Source organism: Georgenia sp. M64 (assembly GCF_038049925.1).
Classification (GTDB): Bacteria; Actinomycetota; Actinomycetes; order Actinomycetales; family Actinomycetaceae; genus Georgenia.
On sequence record NZ_CP145809.1, the window covers coordinates 1,764,211 to 1,788,843 of the forward strand.

Consider the following 24,633-nt stretch of genomic DNA (forward strand, 5'->3'; position numbering starts at 1 on the left):
CGCGGGGTCCCGTGCTCGTCGGCGTCCCCGAACCACAGGTTCGGTACCCGTCGCGTGGCGTCGAGGATCTCGTCGCCGAGGGACCCGTGGCCCTGCGCCTCGGCGTCGCCGGTCAGCTGGGCGGCCCGCTCCGGGGTGACGGTCATCGGGTACGCCGTGTCGACGCCCGACGCCCGACGCCCGACGCCCGACGCCCGACGGCGCCGGCTGACCGAGACCTCGGCATGACATCTGTCATGCCGAGGTCGTGATTCCCGGCACTACTGCCGCAGCACCCGGGGGATGAGCATGGATTCATGACAACCACGCGGCAGCAGCACCGGGACCTCGCCACCAGCCACGACACGTCCGTCGTGGCCGAGCTGCTCGGTACCAGCAAGCAGTTCGGCAGGGGCCCGACGGCGGTCCAGGCCGTCAGTGGTCTCGACCTGGAGGTCCGATCGGGCGAGCTCCTGGCCATCCTGGGGCCCAACGGGGCCGGCAAGTCCACGGCGATCGGCATGCTGACGGGCCTGACGGCACCGACGTCGGGACGGGCGCGGCTCTTCGGGCGCGACCCCCGCGACGTGCGGGCGCGGCGGCGTCTCGGCGTGATGCTCCAGGCCTCGGGCGTACCGGAGACGCTGCGGGTGCGCGAGCTGCTCACCCAGTTCCGGGGCTACTACCCCGATCCCCTCCCCATGGCGCAGATCGTCGCCGCGGCCGGCCTCGACGGGCTGGAGGGCCGGATGTTCGGTGAGCTCTCCGGAGGCCAGCAGCGTCGCGTGCTGTTCGGGATCGCTCTGGCGGGTGACCCCGACCTCGTGGTGTTCGACGAGCCGACCACCGGCCTGGACGTCGAGTCTCGGCGGGGCCTGTGGGCCACGTTGCGCGACCTCGGCCGGTCGGGGCGCGGTGTGGTGCTCACGACGCACTACCTCGGGGAGGCCGACGCCCTCGCGGACCGGATCGTGGTGATCGACCACGGTGTCGTGCTCGCCCAGGGCGGGCCCGCAGAGATCAAGGCCCGGGTACCGGGGCGACGGGTCCGTGCCAGGACCTCCGTGAGCCTGGCCGTGGCACGGCACTGGAGCGGCGTGGCACGCGCCTCACGCGAGGGTCCCTGGCTCGAGCTGCTCGCCGCGTCCGCCGAGCCCGTGCTGCGCGCCCTGCTCGACCTCGACCGCTCGGCCACCGAGGTGACCGTCACCGAACCAAGCCTCGAGGAGGCCTTCCTCGCCCTGACCCATGACATGGAGGACGCACGATGACCACCCCGACAGCGGTACGGATGACGACCGACGGCGAGATGACCCGAACGAGCACCGCGAGGATCTACGTCACCGAGGCGCGACACGAGTTCCTCAAGCTGATCCGCATCCCCATCTTCGCCGTGAGCACGATCGCCCTGCCGGTGATGTTCTACGTGCTGTTCGGGTTGGCCTTCGGTGGCGGCGACGACGCCGGCGGGGTCGGCAGGAGCACCTACATGCTGGCGACCTACGGCACCTTCGGGGTCATCGGTGCGGCTCTGTTCGGCTTCGGGGTCTCGGTCGCCGTCGAACGCGGGCAGGGCTGGATGCGACTCAAGCGGGTCTCGCCGATGCCTCCGCAGGCCTACTTCGTGGCCAAGGTCGTGATGAGCACGACCGTCGCGGCTCTCATCATCGGGGCCCTGTTCACCCTCGGGGCCACGCTCGGTGGTGTGCGCATGCCTATCTCCCAGTGGAGCAGCCTCGCCCTCGTGCTCCTCGTCGGGGCGCTGCCGTTCTCGGCCATGGGTCTGGCCTTCGGCTACCTCGCGGGCCCGAACTCCGCCCCGGCCATGCTGAACCTCGCCTACCTGCCGATGGCGTTCGCCTCGGGGTTGTGGATCCCCATCGACCAGCTGCCCGCCTTCGTGCAGGGGATCGCCCCAGCACTCCCGCCCTACCACTTCGCCCAGCTCGCCCTGGGCACCGTCGGTGCCGCGGAGGGCGGATCCCCGGTGCTGCACGCCATCGTGCTGCTAGCGTTCACGGCGTTCTTCCTGACCGTCGCCGCGTGGGGATTCCGGCGCGACGAGGGACGGACCTACGGATGAGGCGCACCCGATGAGCCAGAGCCCGCCGCACCCCCACCGTTGACATGCGCTACGTCTGGCTGGTCTACCTCGGTGCGCTGTTCTACCAGCCCGTGTTCAACCCCACGACCGACGCCCTGGACTGGCTCGCTGTCGCGGTGCTGATCGCCGTGTTCCTGCCGATCTACGCCGCGACGTTCCGGGCTCGCGGCGACCGGCAGATCCTCGTCCTCATCGCGGCCCTCGGCGTTCTGGCCCTGGCCGGGTCGCTCGTCAACAGCGGGGCCGGCGTCTTCGCCATCTACGCGGCAGCCGTCGCCAGTCGCCTGCACCCGGTTCGTCGGGCCGTCCAGGTGATCGCCGTCCTGGTGGGACTGCTCCTCCTGATCTTCGTGATCTCGCCGGTCCCGATGCCGTGGCGGCTGGCGGCGCTCGGCCCCGCGGTCTTCTTCACCCCGGTCGTCGGGGCGACGAGCATCTTCGACGCGGAACGCCGCCGGGCGAACCAGCGTCTCCTGCGTGCCGATGCGGAGATCGAGCGGCTGGCGACCATCGCGGAACGGGAGCGGATCGCGCGGGACCTGCACGACCTGCTCGGGCACACGCTGTCGGTCATCGTCCTGAAGTCCCAGCTGGCCGCCCGGCTGGTGCGCGTCGACCCGGACCGGGCAGCGGTCGAGGTCGAGGACGTCGAGAAGATCAGCCGCGAGGCCCTGGACGAGGTGCGCGCCGCGGTCGCCGGCTACTGGATCCGTGGCCTCGGCGCCGAGCTCGACGGGGCACGGGTGGCGCTGAAGGCCGCGGGCGTCGAGGTCGAGGTCCGGGCCGATCACACCGATCTGCGTCCCGAGCAGGAGTCTGCCCTGGCCATGGCGCTGCGCGAGGCCGTGACCAACGTGGTGCGTCACGCCGGTGCCCAGCACGCCGCCATCAGCATCACCACGGACGGGACCGGGGTCCGGCTGGAGGTGAGCGACGACGGCCGCGGCTACGCGGGGCTGCCAGGGTCCGGGATCACCGGCATGCGCGAGCGGATCGCCGCCGTCGGTGGGATCGTCGAGGTGGGCAGGCCGGATGTCGACGACGACCGGCACGGGACCGTCGTCCAGGTGCGGGTGCCCCGGGCGGGTGTGCCGCACGACGGGCACCAGGCGGGGGAGCGGGGTGGGCGATGACGATCACCGTGGTCCTGGCCGAGGATCAGCTCATGGTCCTCGGTGCCCTCAGCACCCTCCTGGGGCTGGAGCCCGACATCACCGTGGCCGGCACCGCCACCGACGGCGAGGAGGCCGTGCGCCTGGTCGAGGCGCTGCGGCCCGACGTCCTGCTGACGGACATCGAGATGCCCAGGATGAGCGGGCTCGAGGTCGCCGCCGAGGTCCGACGACGGGGCCTGAGGTCCCGGGTCGTCATCCTCACCACGTTCGCCCGGAGCGGGTACCTCCGGCGGGCGCTGGACGCCGGCGCCGTCGGCTACCTGCTCAAGGACGCGCCGGCCAGCGCCCTGGCCCAGGCCGTCCGCGACGTGCACGCCGGAGGCCGCGCCATCGACCCCCAGCTCGCGGCCGACGCGTGGGGCGAGCCGGACCCGCTGACCGACCGGGAGCGCCGGGTCCTGCGCCTGGCCGGCGACGGGCTGGCCAACGGCGAGATAGCGGAGCAGCTCCACCTCTCCGAGGGCACGGTGCGCAACTACCTGTCCGAGGCGATGAGCAAGCTCGGAGCCCCCAACCGGATCGCGGCGGCCCGCAAGGCGCGGGACCGGGGATGGCTGTGACCTTCCTGGGCGAGGACCTCGTCGGGCACCTCGGGCTCCTGCCGCACGCCGGGCGCCGATAGGCTGGGCCCTGTGAGCGAGTCGTCGTCGGTCGGTCCCAGCGCGGCGTCGGTCGAGGAGTTCATCACGACCAACGACCCCGACGGGTCCCTGGCGAGGCTCGACGCCGTCATCACCGCGGCCCTCCCCGGCGCCACCCGGGTGCTGTGGCAGGGCGTGTCCTGGGGCGGCACGGACCAGTCGATCATCGGCTACGGGATGATCGAGCAGCCGCGGCCGAGGGGCCGGACCGCCGAGTGGTTCCTCATCGGCCTGGCCCGGCAGAAGAGCTACCTGAGCCTCTACGTGAACGCGGCCGAGGACGGTGCGTACCTGTCCAGGACCTACGGTCCGCGGCTCGGGAGGACGAAGGTCGGTTCGGCGAGCGTGTCGTTCCGCTCGTCCGACGACGTCAACCTGGGTGTCCTCGACGAGCTCGTCCGCCACGCCGGGCGACTCGTGGACTGGTCGTAGGCCCCGGACTCGCGGACTGGTCGTCGGCCCCGGCCGACGACAGCGGGGTCGCCGGACTCTCCCGCGCAGTGGCGGTCAGGCGACCACGACCTCCACGCCCGCCTCGTCCAGGGTGCGCCGGTCGTCGGGGCTGATGCCGGAGTCGGTGACGAGCACGTCCACGTCGGCGATCGCCAAGAACCGCTGCGACGACTCGACGCCGATCTTGCTGGAGTCGGAGAGCACGACCGTCCGTCGCCCGGCGGCCGCGATGGCGCGCTTGGTGGCGGCCTCGTCCCGGTCGGGGGTGGTCAGCCCGTACGTCGTGCTCAGGCCGTTCGTCGCGAGGAACGACACGTCGGCCCGGATGTCGGCGAGGGCCGCGACCGTGTCGGCACCGACGGCGGCGTGGGTGGTCCGGCGCACCCGGCCGGGGAGCAGCACCAGGTCGATGTAGGGCAGGCCGGCCAGCCGGGCGGCGATCGGGACGGCGTGGGTGACCACGGTCAGCCGGTGGTCCCGGGGCAGGATCGCGGCCAGCCGGACCGTGGTGGACCCCGCGTCGAGGATGATGGTCGACCCCGGCGGTGGGAGCAGGGACAGCGCCGCGGCGGCGATCTGGTCCTTGGCGGCGGTGTTGGCGACGTCCCGCTCGGTCAGTCCCGGCTCGACGACGGCGAGCGAGCTCGCCGGGACGGCGCCCCCGTGCACCCGCCGGACGAGACCCAGGCGCTCGAGCGCCGAGAGGTCTCGCCGGACGGTCTCGGTCGTCACGGAGAACTCCTCCGCCAGCTCCACGACGGAGGACCGGTGCTGCCGGGTGATCACCTGGGCCATGGCGTGCTGGCGTTCCTCGGCGTACACCGGCGCTCCTTGGTGGGATGCGGGACAGGGCGCCGCTCCCGCGGCGCCCGTCCTCTGGGTCTCTGTGGGGTTGTCCCCGGATCCTGCCACCCGGGCAGGATCCGGAGGGGACCGTCCGCCGACGTGTCGCGGTCGGGCGGTCAGGTCGTGCAGATCGGACAGGTCGGTCGGGCCGTCAGGGCTCGACGGTCACCTTGATCGCCTCGCCCTTGGCCACGATGTCGAAGACCGACATGACCTCGGCCAGCGGGACGTGCCGGGTGATGAGGTCCTTGACGGGCACCTGGCCGGTCGAGATGTACTCCAGCGCCCGCTTGTTGTGGTCGGGGGAGGAGCCGTTCGCGCCGTGGATGTGCAGCTGGCGGTAGTGGACGAGGTTGGAGTCGAGCTTGATGTACGGGTCGGTCTTGGGCAGTCCGCCGAAGAAGGAGATCCGGCCCTGCCGTGCGGCCATGGCGACGGCCTGCTCCTGGGTGACGTTCGCCGGCGTGGCCGTGATGACGACGTCCGCCCCACGGCCACCGGTCAGCCGCATGATCTCCTCGACGACGTCGACCTTCGAGGCGTCGATCGTGTGGTCGGGGGAGACGGCGTCGGCCGACATCTGCAGCCGCTCGGCGTTGACGTCGACGAGCACGACGGTGCCGACCTTGTGGACACCGCGGGCGATCCGCACGTGCATGCACCCGATCGGGCCGGCGCCGAAGATGACGGTGAAGTCCCCCTCCTCGATGCCGAGCTGCTCCTGGGCGTTGATCGCGCAGGCGAACGGCTCGGCGGCCGAGGCCTCGTCGAACCCGACGTTGTCGGGGATGCGGTTGAGGCCGTCGACCTTGAGGACCTGCTCCGGCACGATCATGTACTCGGCGAACCCGCCGTCGTACTGGTAGCCGACGGAGGTCTGGTTCTGACAGACCTCCATCCACCCCTTGCGGCACTCGTGGCACTCCCCGCAGGGGACCGCGGCAATGCACTGCACGCGGTCGCCGACCGCGAACCCGCCCAGCGCGTCGGCGCCGACCTCGACGACCTCGCCGGCGACCTCGTGGCCCATCGTGGTCTCGCCGGTGATGTTGACGTGCCCGTTCTTCTTGATCTTGACGTCGGTCCCGCACGTCGAGCAGTTCTTGACCTTGATCTTCACCTCGGCCGGGCCGCACTCGGGCTCGGGGACGTCGACGAGCCGGACGTCTTCGGGGGCGTAGAAGCGCAGTGCCTTCATCGTGATTCCTTCCTTGGCATTCCGATGGGGCCCACAGTAGCCGCCTCGATGGTCGAACGCCACAGGTTCGGGCATGAAAGTCTGCCCGAGTGGTTGGCAACTGACCCGATCATGATGTTTACTGGGCACCACTGCGTGATCGGGGTCAATGACGTCTCCTCGGGAGGATCCGAATGTCCACCACTACAACAGCCGCACCACGCGCCGGAGCGCGCGTGCACGTCCAGAAGTTCGGCACGTTCCTGTCCAACATGGTGATGCCCAACATCGGCGCGTTCATCGCGTGGGGTCTCATCACAGCGCTCTTCATCGAGGTCGGCTGGCTGCCCCAGCTGGGCATCGGCGACGACCCGGGCAGCTGGGTCGCCGAGATCGGCGGGTGGGGCGACTCCACCAGCGGCGGCATCGTCGGCCCGATGATCACCTTCCTGCTGCCGATCCTCATCGGCTACACCGGCGGCAAGATGGTCTACGACACCCGCGGTGGCGTCGTCGGGGCCATCGCCACCATCGGCGTCATCGCCGGCACCGACATCCCCATGTTCATGGGCGCGATGATCATGGGCCCGCTCGGCGCATGGACCATGAAGCACATCGACGCGATCTGGGACGGGAAGATCCGGCCCGGCTTCGAGATGCTGGTCAACAACTTCGCCGCCGGCATCTGGGGCGCGGTCGTGGCCACCTTCGGCTTCTTCATCATGAGCCCGATCGTCACCTGGCTCAGCGACCGGCTCGGCTCCGGCGTCGACTTCCTGGTCTCCAACGGCGTGCTGCCGCTGACCTCCGTGGTCATCGAGCCGGCCAAGATCCTGTTCCTCAACAACGCCATCAACCACGGTGTGCTCACGCCGCTCGGCACGGCCGAGGCCGTCGAGCAGGGCAAGTCGGTGCTCTTCCTCCTCGAGGCGAACCCCGGCCCGGGGCTCGGCCTCCTCCTGGCCTTCTCGCTGTTCGGCCGCGGGATGGCCAAGGCCTCCGCGCCCGGCGCGGCGATCATCCACTTCTTCGGCGGGATCCACGAGATCTACTTCCCGTACGTCCTCATGAAGCCGAAGCTGATCATCGCGATGATCGTCGGCGGCATGACCGGCGTCTTCCTCAACGTCCTCTTCGGCGTCGGGCTGCGCGCCCCGGCGGCCCCGGGCTCGGTCTTCGCCGTGTACGCCCAGGTGGCCAGCGAGAACATCTTCGGCGTGACCGTCGCGATGGCCGGCGCCGCCGCGGCCTCCTTCGCCGTCGCCGCGCTCCTGCTCAAGACCGACCGCTCCACGGACGAGGGCGACCTCGTCGCCGCCACGGCCGACATGGAGGCGATGAAGGGCAAGAAGTCCGTCGCCTCGACCGTGCTCGGCGCCCGCGCGGCCGCCGGCGGGGAGATCCGCAGCATCGTCTTCGCCTGCGACGCCGGCATGGGCTCCTCGGCCATGGGCGCCTCGGTGCTCCGCAGGAAGATCCGCGACGCCGGCCACCCCGAGGTCACGGTGACCAACGCGTCCATCGCCAACCTCAGCGACACCTACGACCTCGTCGTGACGCACCAGGACCTCACCGAGCGGGCTCGCCAGCGGACCCCCTCGGCCACCCACGTCTCGGTGGACAACTTCATGAACAGCCCCCGCTACGACGAGATCGTCGCGATGCTCGGGGCGGGCTCCGGGGCCGCGGCAGCGGCGGACGACGACGTCGTGGCGGACGCGGTCCTCACCGACGACTCCATCGTCCTCGACGGCACCGCCGCCACGCGCGACGAGGCCATCACCGAGGCGGGCCGGCTGCTCGTGGCCAGCGGCGCCGTCGACCCGTCCTACGTCGACGCCATGCACGAGCGGGAGACGTCGGTCTCGACCCACATGGGCAACGGCCTCGCCATCCCGCACGGCACGAACGAGGCCAAGTCGTCGATCCACCGGACGGCGATCTCCTTCGTGCGCTACCCGCGGGGCATCGACTGGAACGGCAAGCCGGCCGAGTTCGTCATCGGCATCGCCGGCACCGGCAACGACCACCTGGGCCTGCTACGGAAGATCGCGGGGGTCTTCACCGACCCGGGGCAGGTCGAGCTGCTCCGTTCGGCGACCTCGACGGCGCAGGTGCGCGAGATCCTCGAGGGTGCCCGGGTCTGAGGTCCGGCGGGCCAGTCGCCCGTGTCCCTCGCCCGCCGGCCGGCGTCGTCGCGAACGCGACGGCGTCGGCCGGCTCGGTGTCAGCCGCCGGCGGCTGGTCAGGGCCCGCGGTCCGGTGTCGCCGGGCCGGACACCGCGGGCCGTCCACAATCCGATGACGGCGCACCTCGCCAACCGGCCACCACACCGAACAGCAGCGACCGCGCCACCTCCCGAGGACAGATCGGCCTGGTGCTCGTGGCACGTCGGGACGCGCCCAGTACGGGAGCTCTCGTCGACAGTCTCGTCAGTCCGTCGGCCGCTCAGGTCACCGGCGCGATGGACCCGAGCACGGCGCCGCCGTCGACGGCGAGCTCGGCGCCGGTCATGAACGACGACTCGTCGCCGGCCAGGAACAGCACCGCCGCCGTCACCTCCTCCGGTCGCCCGAAGCGGGGGATGCGTTGGGTCTCGACCATGCTCGTGTCCAGGCCGGCGGTCATCGGCGTGGCGATCGGGCCCGGGTGGATCGAGTTGACGCGGATCGTGGGCCCGAGGTCGAGCGCGGAGGCCTTGGTCAGCCCGCGCACGGCCCACTTCGATGCCACGTACGGGGCGATGCCCGCGTAGCCCATGAGCCCAGCGGTCGAGGAGATGTTGACGATCGTGCCGCCGCCCGCGGCCTTCATCCCGGGCGCCACGGCGTGGATGCCCAGGAACACTCCGCGCAGGTTGACGGCGACCGTCCTGTCGAAGTCCTCGACCGAGACGGCGTCGACGGCACCGAAGACGACGATCCCCGCGTTGTTGACCAGGACGGTCACCGGGCCGAAGGCCTCTTCTGCCCTGGTCAGAGCCGCGGACCACGAATCTGGGTCCGTGACGTCGAGGCGCACGAACACCGCGGCGTCGCCCAGCTCCGCCGCGAGCGCCTCGCCCTCGTGGTCGAGCACGTCGCCGATGACGACCCGTGCTCCCTCCGCGGCCAGAGCGCGGACGTGGGACTCGCCCATGCCTCGAGCGCCGCCGCTGACCAGCGCCACCTTGCCCTCGAACCTGCCCATGACGTCTCCGTCCGACCGGACTCCGTCGTCCGGCCACTCTCGGCCGCCTGAGCCTGCGGGTCGCGGGCCAGCTCGGCCCCGTTGAAGGTACAACTGACGCTACGCGCGCGCGCCGGGACCGGCCCGGGACGTACGTCCCCGGAGACCAGCGGACCGTCACGCGAACCGGCTGACCACCGACCGGGGAGCGGTTCGCGCGGACAGGTGGTGGACCAGCCGCGTCCGGGCACTGTGCGGGTGCTGACGCGCGTGGCCGTCGGCTGGTACCTGCTCGCGGTCCTCTGCGTGCCCCGTGGTCGCCCTCGGCATCGCCTTCGCCCTGCTGACGCGCCCGCGGGAGAGACCGGCGAGCTGCTGCCCCTCCTCGCCTCAGGGGTGCTGCTGCCCCTGGCGCTGACCTTCCTGCCCAACAACTGGTGGGAAGAGGTCGCCTGGCAGGGGTTCGTCCAGGCCCGCCTGCAGGACCGCAGGGGTCCCGTCATGGCGGCCGTGCTCACCGGCGTCCTGTTCGCCCTGCAGCACATCGCCCTGGTCGCAGGAGCCGACCTCGTGAGCGCCGTCGTGCTGATGCTGGTCCGAGTCGTCCTCGCCATCCCGTTCCGGTTCCTGACCGGCTGGGTGTACATCCGCACCTCGAGCCTGTTCCTGGTCGGCCTGCTCCACGCCATGAGCAACGCCGTAACCGGCGGCAGCGGCTTCCACCCCGGCCTGCTCGCCCGGCTCTACCCCGAGCAGCAGGTCGCGACGACGGCGCACCTCTTTGCCTTCTTCGCGCTCGGCCTCGTCGTGCTCGCCGTCACCAGGGGCCGCCTCGGCAGCCGGAGTCCGGTCGGCTCGCTCGAGGCAGCGCCCGAGCGACTCGCCGGCCCCGGCACTCACAGCCGGTCACCGCTGACGACTCGACCGGCGACCGGCGACCGGGGACGGGGGACGGCGAGCACGACGGCGCCACCACGCGGCGGGGGCCGGTCCACGTCCGCCGAACCGGTCGGTCCGGTCCGATCTCCCGGGTGACTAGGCTCGCGAGATGGAGCTCCTCCGGGAAGCGGTGGACGAGGTGGCCGAGCGCACCGGGTTCTCGGGTGTGGTCCGTCTCGACCGCCAGGGTCGGACCGAGTTCTCCGTGGCGTACGGGTTCGCGGACCGGGCCCACGGGATCCCCAACTCGCCCGAGACACTGTTCGCGACCGCGAGCGGGTCGAAGAGCTTCACCGCCCTGGCGGTCATGGCCCTGGTCGAGCGCGGGACGCTCGACCTCGCCACGCCTGCGCGGTCGTTGCTGGGCCCGGACCTGCCCCTGGTGGCGGACGACGTGACGATCGAGCTCCTGCTGGCGCACCGGTCCGGGATCCGGGACTACCTCGACGAGGACGCCCTGGGCGACGTCAGCGAGTACGTCATGCCCGTACCTGTGCACGAGCTCGCGACGACCGAGCAGTTCCTGCGGGTGCTCGGCGGGTGCGACGCCGTGTTCCCGGCCGACGAGCGGTTCGCGTACAACAACGGCGGCTACGTGCTGCTCGCGCTGCTGGCCGAACGGGCGAGCGGCGTCGGCTTTCATGAGCTGGTCCGCTCACTGGTCTGCGAGCCGGCGGGCATGGTCGACACGAGCTTCCTGCGGTCCGACGAGCTGCCCGGGCGGGCCGCCCGCGGCTACCTCGCCGTCGACGGCCTGAGGACGAACGTGCTCCACCTTCCCGTGCTCGGGAACGGTGACGGGGGAATCTACTCGACGGCCGCTGACCTCACCGCCTTCTGGGACGCCTTCTTCGCCGGCCGGATCGTCTCGCCGGAGCGGGTCGCGCAGATGGTGCAGCCGCGCAGCGTCTGGGCGGAGGGATCCAGGCGCTACGGCCTGGGGTTCCACCTCGGCGCGACCAGCGACAGGGTGTGGCTCGAGGGTCACGACGCGGGGGTGTCCTTCGTCAGCCAGCACCTGCCGTCGTCGTCGACCACCTACACCGTCGTCTCGAACTGGTCGGAGGGCGCCTGGCCCGTCGTCGACCTGCTCGGGTGACGGCCCCGTCGCTCACCTCGGTATACCCGGGGGAAACCCAGCGCGCGCACGACGCTCGTAGGCTCGCCCCATGACCTCACGGCGAGTGCTGGTCGCGGTCTCGGCTGCTCAGCTGGCGGCGGGGGCAGCGGGGCAGATCATTGCTCTGCGTGAGGGCCGGTCCTTCGACATCGACCTCCTGGGTTGGCGTGGATCTCCCGAGCGGGTGGGCCGCGACTCGTGGCTGCTCGGGACCGGCTTGTCGGCTCCGGTCCTGATGCTCTCGGGCCAGGCCGTGACGACCGTCCGTCTGGCGGCGGGGCCCAGCCGTGGCGCGACGCGGGTCCTCGGGTCGCTGGGCGCGATGATGACGTGCGGGTACCTCATCGAGAAGGAGGTCCGCGGCGCGCTGTCGCCGGCAGGCTGGAACCCGACGACGACGCCCGTCGCTGCGGCGGGGCTCACCCTCGCCGTCACCATGGCCGTCCTGGGCCTGCGGCACGCGTCCAGCAGCTGATGCGCGAGCACACCCGCGAGCCCTCACGGCGGGCGGTCGAGCCGGGGCCGCGAGAGCCCGCAGGGCGCTCTCAGCGGTGGGCGCGCGCGTGGCTGCGGGCGCCGAACATGCCGGCGTGATCCACCAGCTCGACGGCCCACACCACGAGGAGCAACACCATGAACACGCCCAGGAGCGCACCAGCGACCGCTGCCTCAGCCCAGATCAGCGCGGCGACGCCCAGCGCCAGCGTGACACCTGCGAGGGCGATCTCGGCCTTGCCGAGGTTGTCGAGACCGTCACCGCTGCGGATGACGAGGAAAGCGGCGACGCCCAGGACCAGTCCGATGGCCGACATGCCGCGAGGGTCCTGGACGAACGGCATCTCGCCGCGGACGAGGTAGCCGACGTAGGGCACCGCGATGAGTGCGATGAGAACGGTGGCGATCAGGTCTCGTGCTCCGAGCTTCATGAGAAGCCCTCCCTCGTTGTTGTTGGGTGGAGACCAGGTGCCGAGGGCGATGGGCGCGACATCGCCTCGCCGAGAGGCGAGGTGCGCCCCGGGGCTCGTGACGGTCATGACCCGGTGGCCATGGACATGCCCCTCGCGGACGACTTCATCCTCACGCTAGGTCCGCCGTTCGAGGTCGGCGAGAGGCGATGGTCCCTCCCGACAGACGCAGGCGATCAGCCGGCAACCACCTCGCAGAACAGCCCCGCCCGTTCGAGGACGAGCCCGGCCGGCGGGTGGGACCATCAGGCATGGAAGGCCGGTTGAACAAGGCGGACGGCAGCCAGATCAGATCTCTGCGTCGAGCGAATGCAGGAGCAGCGGTACTGCATGCGGTCCAGGCCGTCGCCGTACTCGTGCTCGCCACGGAGTTCGCCCTTCCGGTGACCGCGAGCTACATGGCCGGTCCGCCGGGTACGCCGCCCTCGGAGCCCGTGGTTCTCCTTGACATCGCCACCGGCGCGGCGGTCGCTGGGTTCCTGGCCCTGTCCGCGCTGGCGCACCTCCTCGTGTCCACGGTGTGGTGGCGCCGGTACGTCGCTGACCTGCGCCGCCAGCGCAACCCGGCGCGGTGGGTGGAGTACTCGCTCTCGTCGTCGCTGATGATCGTCCTGATCGCCCAGCTGGTCGGCATCTCGGACGTGGCCGCCCTGCTGGCCCTGTTCGGCGTGAACACGGCCATGATCCTGTTCGGCTGGCTGCAGGAGCGCTACGAGCGCCCCGGCGGCGGCTGGCTGCCGTTCGTCTTCGGGTGCGTGGCCGGTGTGGTCCCGTGGGTGGCGATCACCGTCTACCTGCTGTCGCCCGGCTCGACGTCGTCGGCCTCACCTCCTGGCTTCGTCTACGGCATCTTCGTGTCCCTGTTCGTCTTCTTCAACGCCTTCGCCCTCAACCAGTGGCTCCAGTACCGCGCCAAGGGGCGGTGGCAGGACTACCTGTTCGGTGAGAAGGCCTACATCGTGCTCAGCCTGACCGCGAAGTCGGCCCTGGCGTGGCAGGTCTTCGGCGGCACGCTGGCTGCGTGACCGTCGCGTCGACGAAGCACGGCGTGGTCGACCGGGTGGCGGGAAGGGCGGCCCGGCGGGGAGACGCGGCCCAGTAGTGTGGAAGGCGGTCGCGGCGCCTCGAAGGAGGCGGGACGCGGCACGTCCGTGCACGGGGCGGTCGGCTCACTGCCGACCGGGGAAGGAGCGGATCGTGGAGACCTGGGCCACCCAGGAGGAGCTCGGCCGGCGTCTCGGGGTCGACACCCAGGCTGCCGGAGAGCTTCTCGTGACTGCTGGACTGAAAATGGGCCGGGAGGCCACCCCCGACGCGCTGGCGCGCGGTCTCGCGGCGCCGGACGTCTCGCCGCTCGGCCGACCGTTCGTCCGTTGGCAGGCGGCGGAAGTCCTCCCGCTCCTCGAGCCACTGGCGCGGCGCCTCGAGGCGGCGCCGACCGTCCCGGCCGCCCGCCGGTCCAGCACGCCTGCCAAGCGTCGCCCCGCTGCCACCCGTGCGCCGGCCACCCGGCCGCCTGCTACCGCGCCGGTAGCCGGCACGACCTTCGACGCAGTGATCGCGGTGCACGCCGTCGCCGACCCGGACCCGGGCCCGACCGGCTGGGCCTACATGAACCAGCGCACCAGGGTGACCACGACGGGTGCGATGCCGTACGCGACCGGGAAGGAAGGCGAGCTGCGCGCCGTCCTGCACCTGCTGGACCACGCACCCTCAGAGGCCCATCTCCTCATCAGGACCGACTCCGAGCACCTCGTGAAGGTCGCGACGGTGTGGGGCCCCACCTGGCAGCGCAACGGGTGGAAGCAGCGCGACGGGCAGCGCCCGGAGAACCTCGACCTCGTCGAGCCGCTCCTGACCACCATCGCGAAGAGGGCCGGCCGCGCCAGGTTCGGGCTGGCCGACAGCGGAGACGAGTTCATCGTGGCCGCGAGCCGAAGTGCGCTTGAGGCCGCGCACGAAGAGAGCTCCTGACCGAGTCGCCGGCCGGCGGGGCATCCGAGGCGGTCGAGATCGCCCCGGCACGACGACCTCAATGACGGGTCCCCGGCAGCCGTGGCGCCCTGGCCGAGCAGTTCCTAGGGGTGCGTCGTCATGCCCAGAGCGGCACGGGCCAGGGCGGCGGCCACGGGGCTCATGCGGCGATGCTCACGCCGCACCGCCGGTTCGGGGGAGAGGTCCAGGAGCACGCCGTAGACGTTGCGGTCGTACGTGCGCACGGCGTGCTCGTCCACCACGGTGCCGTCGGAGTAGCGGTAGCCCAGGTCGGTCAGGGTTGCGGCGACCTGGCTCAGCGGCAGCACCTTGTCCTCGCCGACCGCTGCGTACGCCAGCACGAGCAGGTCGGCGTCGCGCTCGAACTCCCGACCCTCGCGCGGCCTCAGTCGCCCGGCGAGGTGCTCGAACAGCGCTCGCGGGTCCACGTGGGCCGCGGCACCGGCCCTGGTGAGCACGAGCCGGCCCCTGTGCTTGCGCAGCAGGCCCAGGTGGCGAATGAGCGACTCGCGGAAGGCGGCCACCGGCCAGGTCAGGTCCTCACGGTTGGCCTTGCCGATCCACCCCGCCATCCCCGGGACCAGGGGTGCGAGCGCCTCGACATCGGCCGGCTTGAGGTAGCCGGCCGCCGTGAGCGGGATCCCGTCGGAGGCGGCGCGGTCGAGCACCCACAGGTGCGGGCGCAGGACGGCGGCGATCTCCGCGGTGGAGGGCCCGGGCGCCGCTGGATCGAGGGAGGCCAGGCGGTGGGCCAGGTCGTCGGTGCCTGGCCCGGCGACGAGCTCGAGCACCGGGAGCAGCTCGAGCAGCCGCCGCGGCAGTCCGCGCTGCCGGAGGACGTAGTACGGCCGGGTGAGGCGGGCGTTGACATCGGCAGGGTCGAAGTAGGCCGGGTCGTCCAGCACCTCAGCAAGGGACTCCGCGTCCCGGATCGAGCCCGAGTCCTCCGGCGGTGCGCCCCGGTGACCGCCGACGCACGCGGCCGGGGGAGCGGTGGTGCGCGGGTGGCACACCTCCTCCAGGCGCAGCGTCAGGTCCCAGCTGTCGCCGTAGTCGTAGACGTACCGCAGCACGTCGCCCGGCTCGCCCATGGTCTCGTCGAGGCGGACCAGCTCCTCCGGCGTGCCGCCGTCCTCGTTCTCGGGGTCGTCCACGTCGTACGGGCACAGGAACGCCTCGCCCCGCGGGTCCCAGACGTCGTCGGCGCCGAGCACGAACCGGTGCAGGTGGGAGTCGGTCCAGGAGAAGGCGTCCTGCAGGACCTGGTGGACGACGTCGAGCGTGAGATCCGAGCGCACGTCGAGACGCCGCCAGATCGGCGGTGCCGCGTCGTTGAGGTCCACCCGGAGCCGGAACACGGCCGGTTCGGGCCGGGCCGGGCGCCGGCGCGATTCCACCGGCTCAGCGGCGGCCTGGCCGGCCTGGGTGAGGACCTGCCCGGTCAGCGCCCGCAGGTCCTCCAGGCCCATGCCGTCGATCATCGCCTGGAACCGGCGGAGCACCTCGTCCTCGCTCACGGGCGCCACCGTACCTGCCTCCAGGGCCGAGCTTCCGCGTGTGCCAACAGCCCGTCGGACGGAGCGGCACGGAGTACGGTCGAAAGACACAGCAGGGACGGACGCCGAGCTGCGCGGGTCCTCGTCACGACGCGGCCCGTCACGGCGACGGCGTACCCACGACGGCGAAGGGACTCCACATGCGCGCTGCCCGCTACCACGGCCGAGGGGACATCCGGATCGAGGAGCTGCCGGAGCCGGAGGTGAGGCCCGGCGAGGTCGGCATCGACGTCGCGTGGTGCGGCATCTGCGGGTCCGACCTCCACGAGTACCTGGAGGGCCCGATCTTCGTGCCGGCGCCAGGCCACCCGCACCCGCTCTCGGGCGAGTCGGCACCGATCACGCTGGGTCACGAGTTCTCCGGGGTGGTCTACGCCCTGGGCGAGGGCGTGGACGACATCGAGGTGGGCCAGCACGTCGTCGTCGAGCCGTACATCATCCGCGACGACGTCGACACCGGTCCGCAGAGCAAGGACTACCACGTCTCGCCGGACATGGGCTTCATCGGCCTGTCCGGCAACGGTGGCGGCCTGGGCGAGAAGGTCTCCGTCAAGCGCAGGTGGGTCCACCCGATCGACAACGACGTGCCGCTGGACGAGGCGGCGCTGCTGGAGCCGCTGTCCGTGGGCTACCACGCGGTGGACCGGTCCGGTGCGAAGGCCGGGGACTTCGTGCTGGTCGGTGGCGCCGGCCCGATCGGCCTGCTCACGGCCGCGGTGCTCAAGGCGAAGGGCGCCACCGTGGCGGTGACCGAGCTCAGCGAGCTGCGCCGGCAGCGTGCCCTCGACACGGGCGTCGCCGACCACGCGTTCGACCCCACGCAGGTCGACGTCGTCGAGGAGGTCAAGCGGCTGACCGGCGGACAAGGGGCCGACATCGCGATCGAGGCCACGAGCGCCCAGCCGGTGCTCGACACGCTCATGAACGCGCTACGGCCCACTGGTGTCCTGCAGGTGGTGTCCATCTGGAGCAAGCCGGCGTCCGTCGACCTCTTCCAGCTGGTCATGAAGGAGATCGACGTGCGCGGCTCCATCGCCTACGTCAACAACCACCCCGACACCATCGCGCTCGTGGAGTCCGGCACGATCGACCTCAAGCCGTTCATCACCGGCAAGATCGGTCTCGACGACATCGTCGACAAGGGTTTCGAGACGCTCATCCATCACAACGAGACCGCCGTGAAGATCCTCGTCTCCCCGTCGGGGAAGGGGCTCTGAGGCGGCGCGGTCGGCCTACGTCGGGGGCCGGAGGGGATCGTCGTCTCCTTGGCCGAGTGCATCGGTTGAGCGTCGACGGGCTCAGGCCGTGCGCGTGAACGTGAGGTGGGTGACGCCGGAGGGGGAGGAGACCGCCTCGATGGCGTAGGAGTCCTCAAGGGCCTCCAGGCCGTCCCAGAGGCGGACACCGCGGCCGAGGACGATCGGTACCTGGACGAGGTGCATGTGGTCGATGAGCCCGGCGGCGAGGCAGTCGCGGACGACGGTGGGCCCGCCGCCGATCCGGACGTCCTGGCCGTCGGCTGCCTGACGGGCGGTCTCGAGTGCCTCGGCCGGGGAGGTGTCGATGAAGTGGAACGTGGTGCCGCCCTCCATGGCGACCGGCGGGCGCGTGCGGTGGGTGAGCACGAAGGTCGGCGTGTGGAACGGCGGGTTCGGGCCCCACCAACCCGTCCAGTCCGGGTCGTCCTGCCAGCCGGGCGGACCGAACTTGTGGGCGCCCATGATCTCGGACCCGATGCCGGGGCCGTGGCGCTGGGCGAAGGCGTCGTCGACCCCTGCGGTTCCACCCTCGTGCCAGAAGCGGGTTGCCAGCATCCACTCGTGCAGTCGCTCGCCGGCGTGGCCGAACGGTGCCTCGGCGGACTGCGGCTCACCGGTGGCGAAGCCGTCGAGGGAGATGGACATGTTGTGGACCCTGACTGCCATCGCGCGCTCCTTCGTCGGTGCCTGCCGGCCTCCTGGTCGCACCCCAAGGTAGCGGGGGCGTCAGACACCGCCCGGCGCTGCGACCACGACGCGAGGTCTACCGTTGCGACCATGTCGAGCCGTCCGAAGTTCCAGACCACCCGATCCGACGACCAGTCGCACACCTATGACGGCCCGCTGAAGTTCAGGGCCTCCTGTGAGCGGTGCTCCCAGCCGCGCAACAGGCACTGCGGGTCCTGCAAGGGCTGCCCCGGTTACCACGCGGCGGCCTGCCGGTACGACTCCGCGCAGCCGACCGAGCGCTGACTCAGGCGACGCGGACGTACTCCGCGTCCCGGGCCAGCAGCGCCAGGGCGTCGCGGTCGTCCGCGTCGTGGAGCTCGCCGTCGCACGTCCTCAGCACGCAGGAGCGGCCGCGGCTCACCCCTCGGAACGTGAGCAGCAGGAACTGGTCGAGCGGGACGCCCAGGGTGTGGGCGGCGAGGACGGTGATGCTCGGGTCCATCGTGATCCATCTCCCGGCCCGGCGGGGTCGCCGCAGAGCCCGTTCATCTCGGTGGCCGACGGGTCGCGCCGACCACCTCCATCGTCCCGCGCGGCGAGGGCAGGCGCAGCGGACCTTGGTGCCGGGCGTCGTGCAGGCCGACATCCGGGTCCCCACCCGCAGGCCAGGGCGACACCGAGCTCGGCGGCGGCGTCGGTGACGCTGAGCCGTCCCCGGTCCCGCACGGGGCTGGGTCGAGGTCAGCCGTCCAGCGGAAGGCGCAGGATGACCTCGCCGTCGGGGTCGAGGTCTCCTCTCGGGACGAACCCGAGCCGGGCGTAGAAGCCGGCCGGGCCGCCCTCGCCCGGGACGTGGCTGGTGAGCACCTCGGTGCCGCCGTGGGCGCGCACGAGCTCGACGACCTGCCGCACGACCTCGCGGCCGTAGCCCGAGCGCTGGTGCCGGTGGTCGATGAGCAGCTTCCACAGGAACCAGGGTCCGTTGACCTCGGGCGGTCGAGGCTCGACGTCCCAGCTCAGCATGACGAACCCGACGGGGTGCTCGTCGGCGTAGACGGCCCGGAACCAGGGGTTGCCCTCCGGGTGGGCGGCGGCCTCCGCCAGTGAGTCCCGCACGGTGGTGACGAACCGCTCCTGGTCGCGCGTGATCTCCACCGCGAGGACGGACTCGTGGTTGTCCTCGGTGATCTCCCGCAGGGTGATCGTCACGCCCGTCACGGTAGCCGAGCGGGTCGCCAGGTGATCGACCTCCTGTCCACCGACCAGGAGGACGTCGTGAGGTTCTGCCGGGCCACGGGCGATGATGAGGATCCCCGCGCCGCACGCTCGCGGTCGCCGCCTGACCGGCGCGGCAGCGTCCGGGACCTGTGTTGTCCGGCTGTTGGTGGTGCGGACATCTCGTCCGTTCTCGCGGTCTCGGTGTTCGGTCCGCTCCCTCGTGATCGGTGGGCCAACAGCGGTGCATCGACCGGACGCAGGAGCCGCTTCGTCGAGCGCTACGTCGGCGTTCCCGACAGCGCGGCGGTGCCGTGCGGTGCACGTGCCGGTGCCGGCGCGGGGTACACGTGTCGGCGCGGACGGTCGACGCAGGCTCCGGTCTGCCGGTGAGTGGCGCAGGACGGGGCAGGTGTCCGGTCCGAGCCTGTTCGCGCAGATGCTGCGTGTGGGTCCCACGCCGGCTCACACCGGGTGGCGGCACGCGCGCCGCGGCCCCGCCGGGTGATCGCAGGACCCCGTCATCGCCCGGCGGACCGTCACGGTTCGCGCGGGGACGTGCCGTGCCACCAGGCGAGAAGGCGTCGCCCGGAGGGACGGCGAGCGTCTAGCCTGCGCCACGACGCCCCCGCCGCCAGGCCCGCCCGCCGGAAGGACCCACCATGAAGCGCCCCGCGCGCCTGCTCAGCTCCCTCACCGCCGCCGGACTCCTCCTCGCCGGGTGCGGCTCCGCCGACGGCGACGCCGAGCCCGCCGCGGACGGTACCGCCGTGGCCGGTGAGGCGGTCGAGATCGGCATCACCCAGATCGTCTCCCACCCGTCCCTCGACGCCGCGCGGGAGGGCTTCAAGCGCGCGCTCGAGGAGAACGGGGTCGAGGCCACGTACGACGAGCAGAACGCCCAGGGTGACCAGTCCACCGCCACGTCCATCGCCAACACGTTCGCCACGGACGGCAAGGACCTCGTCCTGGCGATCGCCACCCCCACGGCGCAGGCCGCCGCACAGGCGATCACTGACGTCCCGGTGCTGTTCACCGCCGTCACGGAGCCCGAGGAGGCCGGGCTGGTGGACAGCTGGGAGACGCCGGGGGGGAACCTCACGGGCACCTCGGACCTCAACCCGGTCCGTGAACAGCTGGAGCTGCTGGTCGAGATCGCGCCCGACGCGGAGACGATCGGCATCGTCTACAGCTCCGGCGAGGTCAACTCCGAGGTGCAGGTCGAGCTCGCCAAGGAGGCGGCCGACGAGCTCGGCCTGACGATCGAGGAGGCCACCGTGAGCACCTCCGCCGAGGTCCAGCAGGCCGCCCAGTCCCTCGAGGTCGACGCGTTCTACATCCCCACGGACAACGCCGTCGTCTCGGCGCTCGAGTCCGTGATCGCCGTCGCCGAGCAGCGCCAGGTGCCCCTCGTCGTCGGCGAGTCCGACAGCGTCGAGCGCGGCGGCCTGGCCACCTACGGCATCGACTACGACAAGCTCGGCTACCAGACCGGGCTCATGGCCGTTCAGATCCTCACCGAGGGCGCCGACCCGGCCGAGATGCCGGTGGAGACGCTCGAGGAGCTCACCCTCGTCGTCAACAGCGGCGCGGCCGAGCGCATGGGCGTGAGCATTCCGCAGGCGGTCCTCGACCGCGCGGACACGGTCGTCGAGTAGTGGTCGTCGCCGTCGAGCTGGGCCTCCTCTACGCCGTCATGGCGCTGGGGGTCTATCTCACCTTCCGGATCCTCGACTTCCCCGACCTCACGGTCGACGGGTCGTTCACCACGGGCGGTGCGACGGCGGCCATGCTCATCATCTCCGGCACCCCGCCGCTGCTCGCGACGGCGGCGGCGGGTGTGACCGGACTGGCCGCCGGGGTCATCACCGGCGTCCTGCACACCAAGGGCAGGATCAACGGCCTCCTCGCCGGCATCCTCACCCAGATCGGGCTGTACTCGATCAACCTGCGGATCATGGGCGGCAAGGCCAACCTGCCGCTGCTGCGCGAGGAGACGCTGTTCACCCCGCTGCGGGACTCGGCCCTGCTCGGCACCGCGGTCGCCGTCGGCATCTTCACCGTCGGCGCCCTCCTCCTCAAGCTCGTGCTCGACTGGTTCCTCCACACCGACACCGGTCTGGCCATGCAGGCCACGGGCGACAACGAGGAGATGATCCGTTCCTTCGGCGTCTCCACGGACTTCATGAAGGTGCTCGGGCTGGCGCTGTCCAACGGGCTCGTGGCGGTGTGCGGGGCGCTCATCGCGCAGTACCAGGGCTTCGCCGACGTCGGCATGGGGATCGGTCTCATCGTCGCCGGTCTCGCGTCGGTCATCATCGGGCAGGCGATCGTGGGACAGCGGGTCATCCTGGTGGCCACGCTGGCCGTCGTCGTCGGCTCGGTGCTCTACCGCGTGGTCATCCAGGTGGCCCTCGGCGCGGGCCTGAACCCCAACGACATGAAGCTCATCTCGGCCGTTCTCGTCGTCCTCGCCCTCGTCCTGCCGCGCTGGTCGGTACTGCGGCGGTTCAAGCCGGCCCGGCGGGTGCGGGACGTGACCGTAGGGGCGGAGGCCTGATGCTCCACGTCGACGGCGTCACCCAGACCTTCTTCCCGGGCAGCGTGAACGAGCGGGTCGCGCTGCGGGAGGTGGGGCTCCGGCTCTTCGAGGGCGAGTTCGTCACCGTCATCGGGTCCAACGGTGCGGGGAAGTCGACGCTGCTCAACGTCGTCTCCGGAAAGCTCCGGCCGGAGGCCGGGAGGGTACGGATCGACGAGCGGGACGTCAGCCGGCTCGCCGACTTCCAGCGGGCCCGCTACATCGGCCGGGTCTTCCAGAACCCGATGGCCGGGACGGCCCCGCACATGACGATCGAGGAGAACCTCGCGATCGCGTTCGAGCGTGGCCGTCGGCGCGGCCTGCGGCGCGGGGTGACGGGCGCGAAGCGGGAGCGGTTCCGCGAGGACCTCGCCAGCCTCGAGCTCGGCCTGGAGAACCGGCTGCGGGCGAAGGTCGGCCTGCTCTCCGGCGGTCAGCGCCAGGCGCTCTCCCTGCTCATGGCGACCTTCTCCGAGCCGCGCATCCTGCTGCTCGACGAGCACACCGCGGCTCTCGACCCGCAGCGCGCAGCCCTGATCTCCCGGCTCACCTCCGAGCTCGTCGAGCGCCACCGGCTGACGACGCTCATGGTCACGCACAACATGGAGCAGGCCCTGAGCATGGGCACGCGGCTCATCATGATGCACGAGGGCCGCATCATCCTCGACGTCGACGACGCCCGGAAGTCGCGCATGAGCCCGGCCGACCTGCTGGCCGAGTTCGAGAAGATCAAGGGCGGCGGTCTCGACGACCGCACCCTCCTGCAGTAGTACGGGTCCACGGCGCCCGAGAAGGACCTGGACCGCACGTCGCCCGGCGTCCGGTCGGACCCGCGTCCGAGCCCGGGGGCCGGACGGGAACCTACCGGCCACGGGGCCCACCGGCCGCCCGTCGAGACGCCTCCAGCGCCCGGGCCAGGGACTCGGTGTCGTGCGGGCCCGTGTGCCGGGCCGCGCCGACGAAGAAGGTGGGCGTGCCACGCGCCCCGCTGGCCTCGGCGCTCGCCACGTCAGCCCGGACCAGGGCAGCGGTGTCCTCCTCGTCCAGGTCACGCAGGAAGGCCTCGACGTCCAGGCCGAGGTCCCGGGCGTACCCGGCGAGGTCGGCGAGGTCGAGCCGGTCCTGGTGCGAGAACAGCAGGTCGTGCATCTCCCAGAAGTGGCCCTGCCGCTGCGCGGCGACCGCGGCACGGGCGGCCCGCTCGGCCCGGGGGTGCACGTCGACGAGGGGAAGGTGGCGGAAGACGTAGCGGAGGTCGTCGCCGAAGCGGTCCCGCAGCTCATCGGTCACCCCGGTGGCACGGGCGCAGAACGGGCACTCGAAGTCGCCGTACTCCACCAGCGTGAGGGGTGCGTCGACCGGGCCACGGATCTGGTCGCCGGCCGGGTCCACCGGCCGGTCGAGGAACCGGGGGAGGTCCGCGTCCGTCTGGCCGCGGAGGACGGCGGCGAGGCGGAAGACGGCCCAGCCGAGGGCGGTCGCGACCACGGCCGCGACGAGGACGCCGACCGTCGCCTGGTCGCGCAGCACCGGGTCGTCGAACGCGAGCCCGGCGATGAGGAGGGAGACGGTGAAGCCGATCCCCGACAGGGCTGCACCGCCCAGGACGTGCCCGAACCCCACGCCGGCGGGTAGGCGCCCCAGACCGGCACGGACCGCAGCCCAGGACGTCAGGCCCACACCGAGAAGCTTGCCGACGACGAGCGCCGCCACCACCGCCCACGTGAGGCGGGACGAGAGCGCCTCGACGAGCACGCCGTCGCGCAGGTCGACCCCGGCGTTGGCCAGGGCGAACAGGGGCACCACGACGTAGCCGGTCCACGGGTGCAGGGTGGTCTGCAGCCGCTCGTTGACCGACACGGCGCGGACCAGGCCCAGGCGCGCGGACCGGCCGACCACGACGTCGGGAGACTGGCGGAACGCGCGGAACCGCACCGCCGCTCCCTCGACCAGGTCGCGTGCGGGCGGGTGGGCCGCCACCAGCAGGCCGCCGAGCATGCCGGCGATCGAGGCGTGAAGACCCGCCTGGACGGCGGCCACCCACAGGCCGAGGCCGACCGCGACGTACGGGGCCGCCCGCCACACGCCGAGCCGGCTGAACACCGCCAGCAGCGCCCCGAGGGCCGCCATGGCGACGAGTGCGGCCACGTCGAGGGACTCGCTGTAGAACACGCCGATGACGCTGACGGCGACGATGTCGTCGATGACCGTCAGGGTGAGGAGGAAGACCCGCAGCTGGGTGGCGAACGTGGGGCCCACCACGGCCAGGGCGCCGAGCATGAAGGCCGTGTCGGTCCCGATCACCACACCCCACCCGCGGGCCGCGTCACCACCCGGTGCCAGCGCGAGGAAGAGCAGCGCCGGGACGGCCAGGCCGCCCAGGGCGGCGGCCACCGGGACGGCGGCGCGCCGGAGGTCGGTGAGCTCACCGACCGAGAGCTCGCGCCGGACCTCCAGGCCGATGACGAAGAAGAACAGCGCCATGAGGCCGTCGTTGACCCAGTGGCCCAGATCCGTCGACAGCTCCCAGCCGGCCACCGAGACGCCCGCCTCGACCGCCCAGAACGCGACGTAGGCGTCGGACCACGGCGAGTTCGCCCAGGCCAGGGCGACGACGGTGGCCGCCAGCAGCAGCCCTGCGCTCCCGGCCTCCGTGCTGAGGAACCGCCGGGCCGGTGCCGACAGCTGGGCGAGGAGGGCGCGCCGACCCGCCCGGGTCTGCACCCGTCCCCGTGGGTCGGCCGACATCGTGATGGTGGTGGTCGTGGTGGTGGTGGTCGGACGGGGCCG

24 protein-coding genes are annotated in these 24,633 nt (G+C 71.9%); 15 read left to right on the top strand and 9 right to left on the bottom strand.

Annotated elements, in window-relative coordinates; translation table 11 throughout:
- Window positions 1–296: 296 nt before the first annotated feature.
- The 5 genes from AAEM63_RS07960 (at window position 297) to AAEM63_RS07980 (ending at window position 4,331) form a co-directional block, all read left to right on the top strand.
- The gene (locus AAEM63_RS07960) at window positions 297–1,250 is read left to right on the top strand and encodes an ABC transporter ATP-binding protein (protein ID WP_341361005.1); all 954 of its coding nucleotides are present in this window, start codon (window positions 297–299) and stop codon (window positions 1,248–1,250) included.
- Complete coding sequence (locus tag AAEM63_RS07965; protein ID WP_341361006.1) at window positions 1,247–2,062, top strand: ABC transporter permease; 816 nt, start codon at window positions 1,247–1,249, stop codon at window positions 2,060–2,062. The genes AAEM63_RS07960 and AAEM63_RS07965 overlap by 4 nt, the downstream gene beginning before the upstream one ends.
- Window positions 2,063–2,106: 44 nt before the next feature.
- On the top strand, window positions 2,107–3,216 hold the full coding sequence (locus tag AAEM63_RS07970; RefSeq protein WP_341361007.1) for a sensor histidine kinase: 1,110 nt from the start codon (window positions 2,107–2,109) through the stop codon (window positions 3,214–3,216).
- Window positions 3,213–3,818 (top strand): response regulator transcription factor, encoded by a 606-nt coding sequence (locus tag AAEM63_RS07975; RefSeq protein ID WP_341361008.1) that lies wholly within the window; start codon window positions 3,213–3,215, stop codon window positions 3,816–3,818. The genes AAEM63_RS07970 and AAEM63_RS07975 overlap by 4 nt, the downstream gene beginning before the upstream one ends.
- Window positions 3,819–3,890: 72 nt before the next feature.
- A complete protein-coding gene (locus tag AAEM63_RS07980) occupies window positions 3,891–4,331 on the top strand; it encodes a DUF1801 domain-containing protein (protein WP_341361009.1) in 441 nt (146 codons plus the stop codon).
- Window positions 4,332–4,406: 75 nt separating this feature from the next.
- Here the strand turns inward: AAEM63_RS07980 and AAEM63_RS07985 are convergent, their stop codons facing one another.
- Together AAEM63_RS07985 and AAEM63_RS07990 are read right to left on the bottom strand one after the other, a co-directional pair.
- Complete coding sequence (locus AAEM63_RS07985; RefSeq protein ID WP_341361010.1) at window positions 4,407–5,174, bottom strand: DeoR/GlpR family DNA-binding transcription regulator; 768 nt, start codon at window positions 5,172–5,174, stop codon at window positions 4,407–4,409.
- Window positions 5,175–5,349: 175 nt separating this feature from the next.
- The gene (locus tag AAEM63_RS07990) at window positions 5,350–6,396 is read right to left on the bottom strand and encodes a zinc-dependent dehydrogenase (protein WP_341361011.1); all 1,047 of its coding nucleotides are present in this window, start codon (window positions 6,394–6,396) and stop codon (window positions 5,350–5,352) included.
- A 173-nt stretch (window positions 6,397–6,569) separates the two neighbouring features.
- On the opposite strand from AAEM63_RS07990, the gene AAEM63_RS07995 reads away from it, so the two are divergent.
- Window positions 6,570–8,522 carry a PTS mannitol transporter subunit IICBA gene (locus AAEM63_RS07995; RefSeq protein WP_341361012.1) on the top strand — a complete coding sequence of 651 codons (1,953 nt, stop codon included), beginning with the start codon at window positions 6,570–6,572 and terminating at the stop codon, window positions 8,520–8,522.
- Between the two features lie 302 nt (window positions 8,523–8,824).
- Here the strand turns inward: AAEM63_RS07995 and AAEM63_RS08000 are convergent, their stop codons facing one another.
- The gene (locus tag AAEM63_RS08000; RefSeq protein ID WP_341361013.1) at window positions 8,825–9,565 is read right to left on the bottom strand and encodes a glucose 1-dehydrogenase; all 741 of its coding nucleotides are present in this window, start codon (window positions 9,563–9,565) and stop codon (window positions 8,825–8,827) included.
- A 375-nt stretch (window positions 9,566–9,940) separates the two neighbouring features.
- Between AAEM63_RS08000 and AAEM63_RS08005 the strand changes: the two genes are divergently transcribed.
- The 3 genes from AAEM63_RS08005 to AAEM63_RS08015 all read left to right on the top strand — a co-directional run bounded on the left by AAEM63_RS08005 (window position 9,941) and on the right by AAEM63_RS08015 (window position 12,078).
- A complete protein-coding gene (locus tag AAEM63_RS08005; protein ID WP_341361014.1) occupies window positions 9,941–10,579 on the top strand; it encodes a CPBP family intramembrane glutamic endopeptidase in 639 nt (212 codons plus the stop codon).
- A gap of 13 nt (window positions 10,580–10,592) precedes the next feature.
- The gene (locus tag AAEM63_RS08010; protein ID WP_341361015.1) at window positions 10,593–11,582 is read left to right on the top strand and encodes a serine hydrolase domain-containing protein; all 990 of its coding nucleotides are present in this window, start codon (window positions 10,593–10,595) and stop codon (window positions 11,580–11,582) included.
- Window positions 11,583–11,652: 70 nt separating this feature from the next.
- On the top strand, window positions 11,653–12,078 hold the full coding sequence (locus AAEM63_RS08015) for a hypothetical protein (protein WP_341361016.1): 426 nt from the start codon (window positions 11,653–11,655) through the stop codon (window positions 12,076–12,078).
- A gap of 70 nt (window positions 12,079–12,148) precedes the next feature.
- On the opposite strand, the gene AAEM63_RS08020 is transcribed toward AAEM63_RS08015, so the two are convergent.
- Window positions 12,149–12,529, bottom strand: a complete 381-nt coding sequence (locus AAEM63_RS08020; protein ID WP_341361017.1) for a hypothetical protein — start codon at window positions 12,527–12,529, stop codon at window positions 12,149–12,151.
- Window positions 12,530–12,819: 290 nt separating this feature from the next.
- Between AAEM63_RS08020 and heR the strand changes: the two genes are divergently transcribed.
- Both heR and AAEM63_RS08030 read left to right on the top strand, forming a co-directional pair.
- Complete coding sequence (gene heR / locus AAEM63_RS08025; protein ID WP_341361018.1) at window positions 12,820–13,593, top strand: heliorhodopsin HeR; 774 nt, start codon at window positions 12,820–12,822, stop codon at window positions 13,591–13,593.
- A 172-nt stretch (window positions 13,594–13,765) separates the two neighbouring features.
- The gene (locus AAEM63_RS08030) at window positions 13,766–14,542 is read left to right on the top strand and encodes an RNase H family protein (RefSeq protein WP_341361019.1); all 777 of its coding nucleotides are present in this window, start codon (window positions 13,766–13,768) and stop codon (window positions 14,540–14,542) included.
- 104 nt (window positions 14,543–14,646) lie between these two features.
- Here AAEM63_RS08030 and AAEM63_RS08035 read toward each other — a convergent pair whose 3' ends face one another.
- Window positions 14,647–16,080: a plasmid pRiA4b ORF-3 family protein gene (locus AAEM63_RS08035; RefSeq protein WP_341361020.1), complete on the bottom strand. Its 1,434-nt coding sequence runs from the start codon at window positions 16,078–16,080 to the stop codon at window positions 14,647–14,649.
- A 179-nt stretch (window positions 16,081–16,259) separates the two neighbouring features.
- Here AAEM63_RS08035 and AAEM63_RS08040 point away from each other — a divergent pair, with 179 nt between their 5' ends.
- Window positions 16,260–17,336, top strand: coding sequence for a 2,3-butanediol dehydrogenase (locus AAEM63_RS08040; protein ID WP_341361021.1), 1,077 nt, complete (start codon window positions 16,260–16,262; stop codon window positions 17,334–17,336).
- An 81-nt stretch (window positions 17,337–17,417) separates the two neighbouring features.
- Here AAEM63_RS08040 and AAEM63_RS08045 read toward each other — a convergent pair whose 3' ends face one another.
- The 3 genes from AAEM63_RS08045 to AAEM63_RS08055 all read right to left on the bottom strand — a co-directional run bounded on the left by AAEM63_RS08045 (window position 17,418) and on the right by AAEM63_RS08055 (window position 19,256).
- Entirely contained in the window at window positions 17,418–18,044 is a 627-nt protein-coding gene (locus AAEM63_RS08045; RefSeq protein ID WP_341361022.1) for a dihydrofolate reductase family protein, read from the bottom strand.
- Between the two features lie 307 nt (window positions 18,045–18,351).
- The gene (locus AAEM63_RS08050) at window positions 18,352–18,549 is read right to left on the bottom strand and encodes a hypothetical protein (RefSeq protein ID WP_341361023.1); all 198 of its coding nucleotides are present in this window, start codon (window positions 18,547–18,549) and stop codon (window positions 18,352–18,354) included.
- A gap of 239 nt (window positions 18,550–18,788) precedes the next feature.
- On the bottom strand, window positions 18,789–19,256 hold the full coding sequence (locus AAEM63_RS08055; protein WP_341361024.1) for a GNAT family N-acetyltransferase: 468 nt from the start codon (window positions 19,254–19,256) through the stop codon (window positions 18,789–18,791).
- A gap of 668 nt (window positions 19,257–19,924) precedes the next feature.
- On the opposite strand from AAEM63_RS08055, the gene AAEM63_RS08060 reads away from it, so the two are divergent.
- From AAEM63_RS08060 to AAEM63_RS08070, 3 genes are read left to right on the top strand one after another with little or no spacing between them, the layout of a single operon-like run.
- Window positions 19,925–20,920, top strand: coding sequence for an ABC transporter substrate-binding protein (locus AAEM63_RS08060; protein ID WP_341361025.1), 996 nt, complete (start codon window positions 19,925–19,927; stop codon window positions 20,918–20,920).
- Window positions 20,920–21,822 (top strand): ABC transporter permease, encoded by a 903-nt coding sequence (locus tag AAEM63_RS08065; RefSeq protein ID WP_341361026.1) that lies wholly within the window; start codon window positions 20,920–20,922, stop codon window positions 21,820–21,822. Before AAEM63_RS08060 ends, AAEM63_RS08065 begins: the two co-directional genes overlap by 1 nt.
- Window positions 21,822–22,613, top strand: a complete 792-nt coding sequence (locus AAEM63_RS08070; RefSeq protein ID WP_341361027.1) for an ATP-binding cassette domain-containing protein — start codon at window positions 21,822–21,824, stop codon at window positions 22,611–22,613. Before AAEM63_RS08065 ends, AAEM63_RS08070 begins: the two co-directional genes overlap by 1 nt.
- Window positions 22,614–22,704: 91 nt before the next feature.
- On the opposite strand, the gene nhaA is transcribed toward AAEM63_RS08070, so the two are convergent.
- The gene (nhaA, locus tag AAEM63_RS08075; RefSeq protein ID WP_341361028.1) at window positions 22,705–24,591 is read right to left on the bottom strand and encodes a Na+/H+ antiporter NhaA; all 1,887 of its coding nucleotides are present in this window, start codon (window positions 24,589–24,591) and stop codon (window positions 22,705–22,707) included.
- Window positions 24,592–24,633 lie beyond the last annotated feature (42 nt).

Bases quoted from the DNA above. Each gene is read 5' to 3' on its own strand.
- AAEM63_RS07970 (WP_341361007.1), top strand. From the start codon at position 2,107: ATGCGCTACGTCTGGCTGGTCTACCTCGGTGCGCTGTTCTACCAGCCC.
- AAEM63_RS07965 (WP_341361006.1), top strand. From the start codon at position 1,247: ATGACCACCCCGACAGCGGTACGGATGACGACCGACGGCGAGATGACC.
- AAEM63_RS07990 (WP_341361011.1), bottom strand. From the start codon at position 6,396: ATGAAGGCACTGCGCTTCTACGCCCCCGAAGACGTCCGGCTCGTCGAC.
- AAEM63_RS07995 (WP_341361012.1), top strand. From the start codon at position 6,570: ATGTCCACCACTACAACAGCCGCACCACGCGCCGGAGCGCGCGTGCAC.
- AAEM63_RS08070 (WP_341361027.1), top strand. From the start codon at position 21,822: ATGCTCCACGTCGACGGCGTCACCCAGACCTTCTTCCCGGGCAGCGTG.
- AAEM63_RS07975 (WP_341361008.1), top strand. From the start codon at position 3,213: ATGACGATCACCGTGGTCCTGGCCGAGGATCAGCTCATGGTCCTCGGT.
- AAEM63_RS08020 (WP_341361017.1), bottom strand. From the start codon at position 12,529: ATGAAGCTCGGAGCACGAGACCTGATCGCCACCGTTCTCATCGCACTC.
- AAEM63_RS08045 (WP_341361022.1), bottom strand. From the start codon at position 18,044: ATGGCAGTCAGGGTCCACAACATGTCCATCTCCCTCGACGGCTTCGCC.
- AAEM63_RS08015 (WP_341361016.1), top strand. From the start codon at position 11,653: ATGACCTCACGGCGAGTGCTGGTCGCGGTCTCGGCTGCTCAGCTGGCG.
- nhaA (WP_341361028.1), bottom strand. From the start codon at position 24,591: ATGTCGGCCGACCCACGGGGACGGGTGCAGACCCGGGCGGGTCGGCGC.
- AAEM63_RS07960 (WP_341361005.1), top strand. From the start codon at position 297: ATGACAACCACGCGGCAGCAGCACCGGGACCTCGCCACCAGCCACGAC.
- heR (WP_341361018.1), top strand. From the start codon at position 12,820: ATGGAAGGCCGGTTGAACAAGGCGGACGGCAGCCAGATCAGATCTCTG.
- AAEM63_RS08060 (WP_341361025.1), top strand. From the start codon at position 19,925: ATGAAGCGCCCCGCGCGCCTGCTCAGCTCCCTCACCGCCGCCGGACTC.
- AAEM63_RS08000 (WP_341361013.1), bottom strand. From the start codon at position 9,565: ATGGGCAGGTTCGAGGGCAAGGTGGCGCTGGTCAGCGGCGGCGCTCGA.
- AAEM63_RS08010 (WP_341361015.1), top strand. From the start codon at position 10,593: ATGGAGCTCCTCCGGGAAGCGGTGGACGAGGTGGCCGAGCGCACCGGG.
- AAEM63_RS08050 (WP_341361023.1), bottom strand. From the start codon at position 18,549: ATGGACCCGAGCATCACCGTCCTCGCCGCCCACACCCTGGGCGTCCCG.
- AAEM63_RS08040 (WP_341361021.1), top strand. From the start codon at position 16,260: ATGCGCGCTGCCCGCTACCACGGCCGAGGGGACATCCGGATCGAGGAG.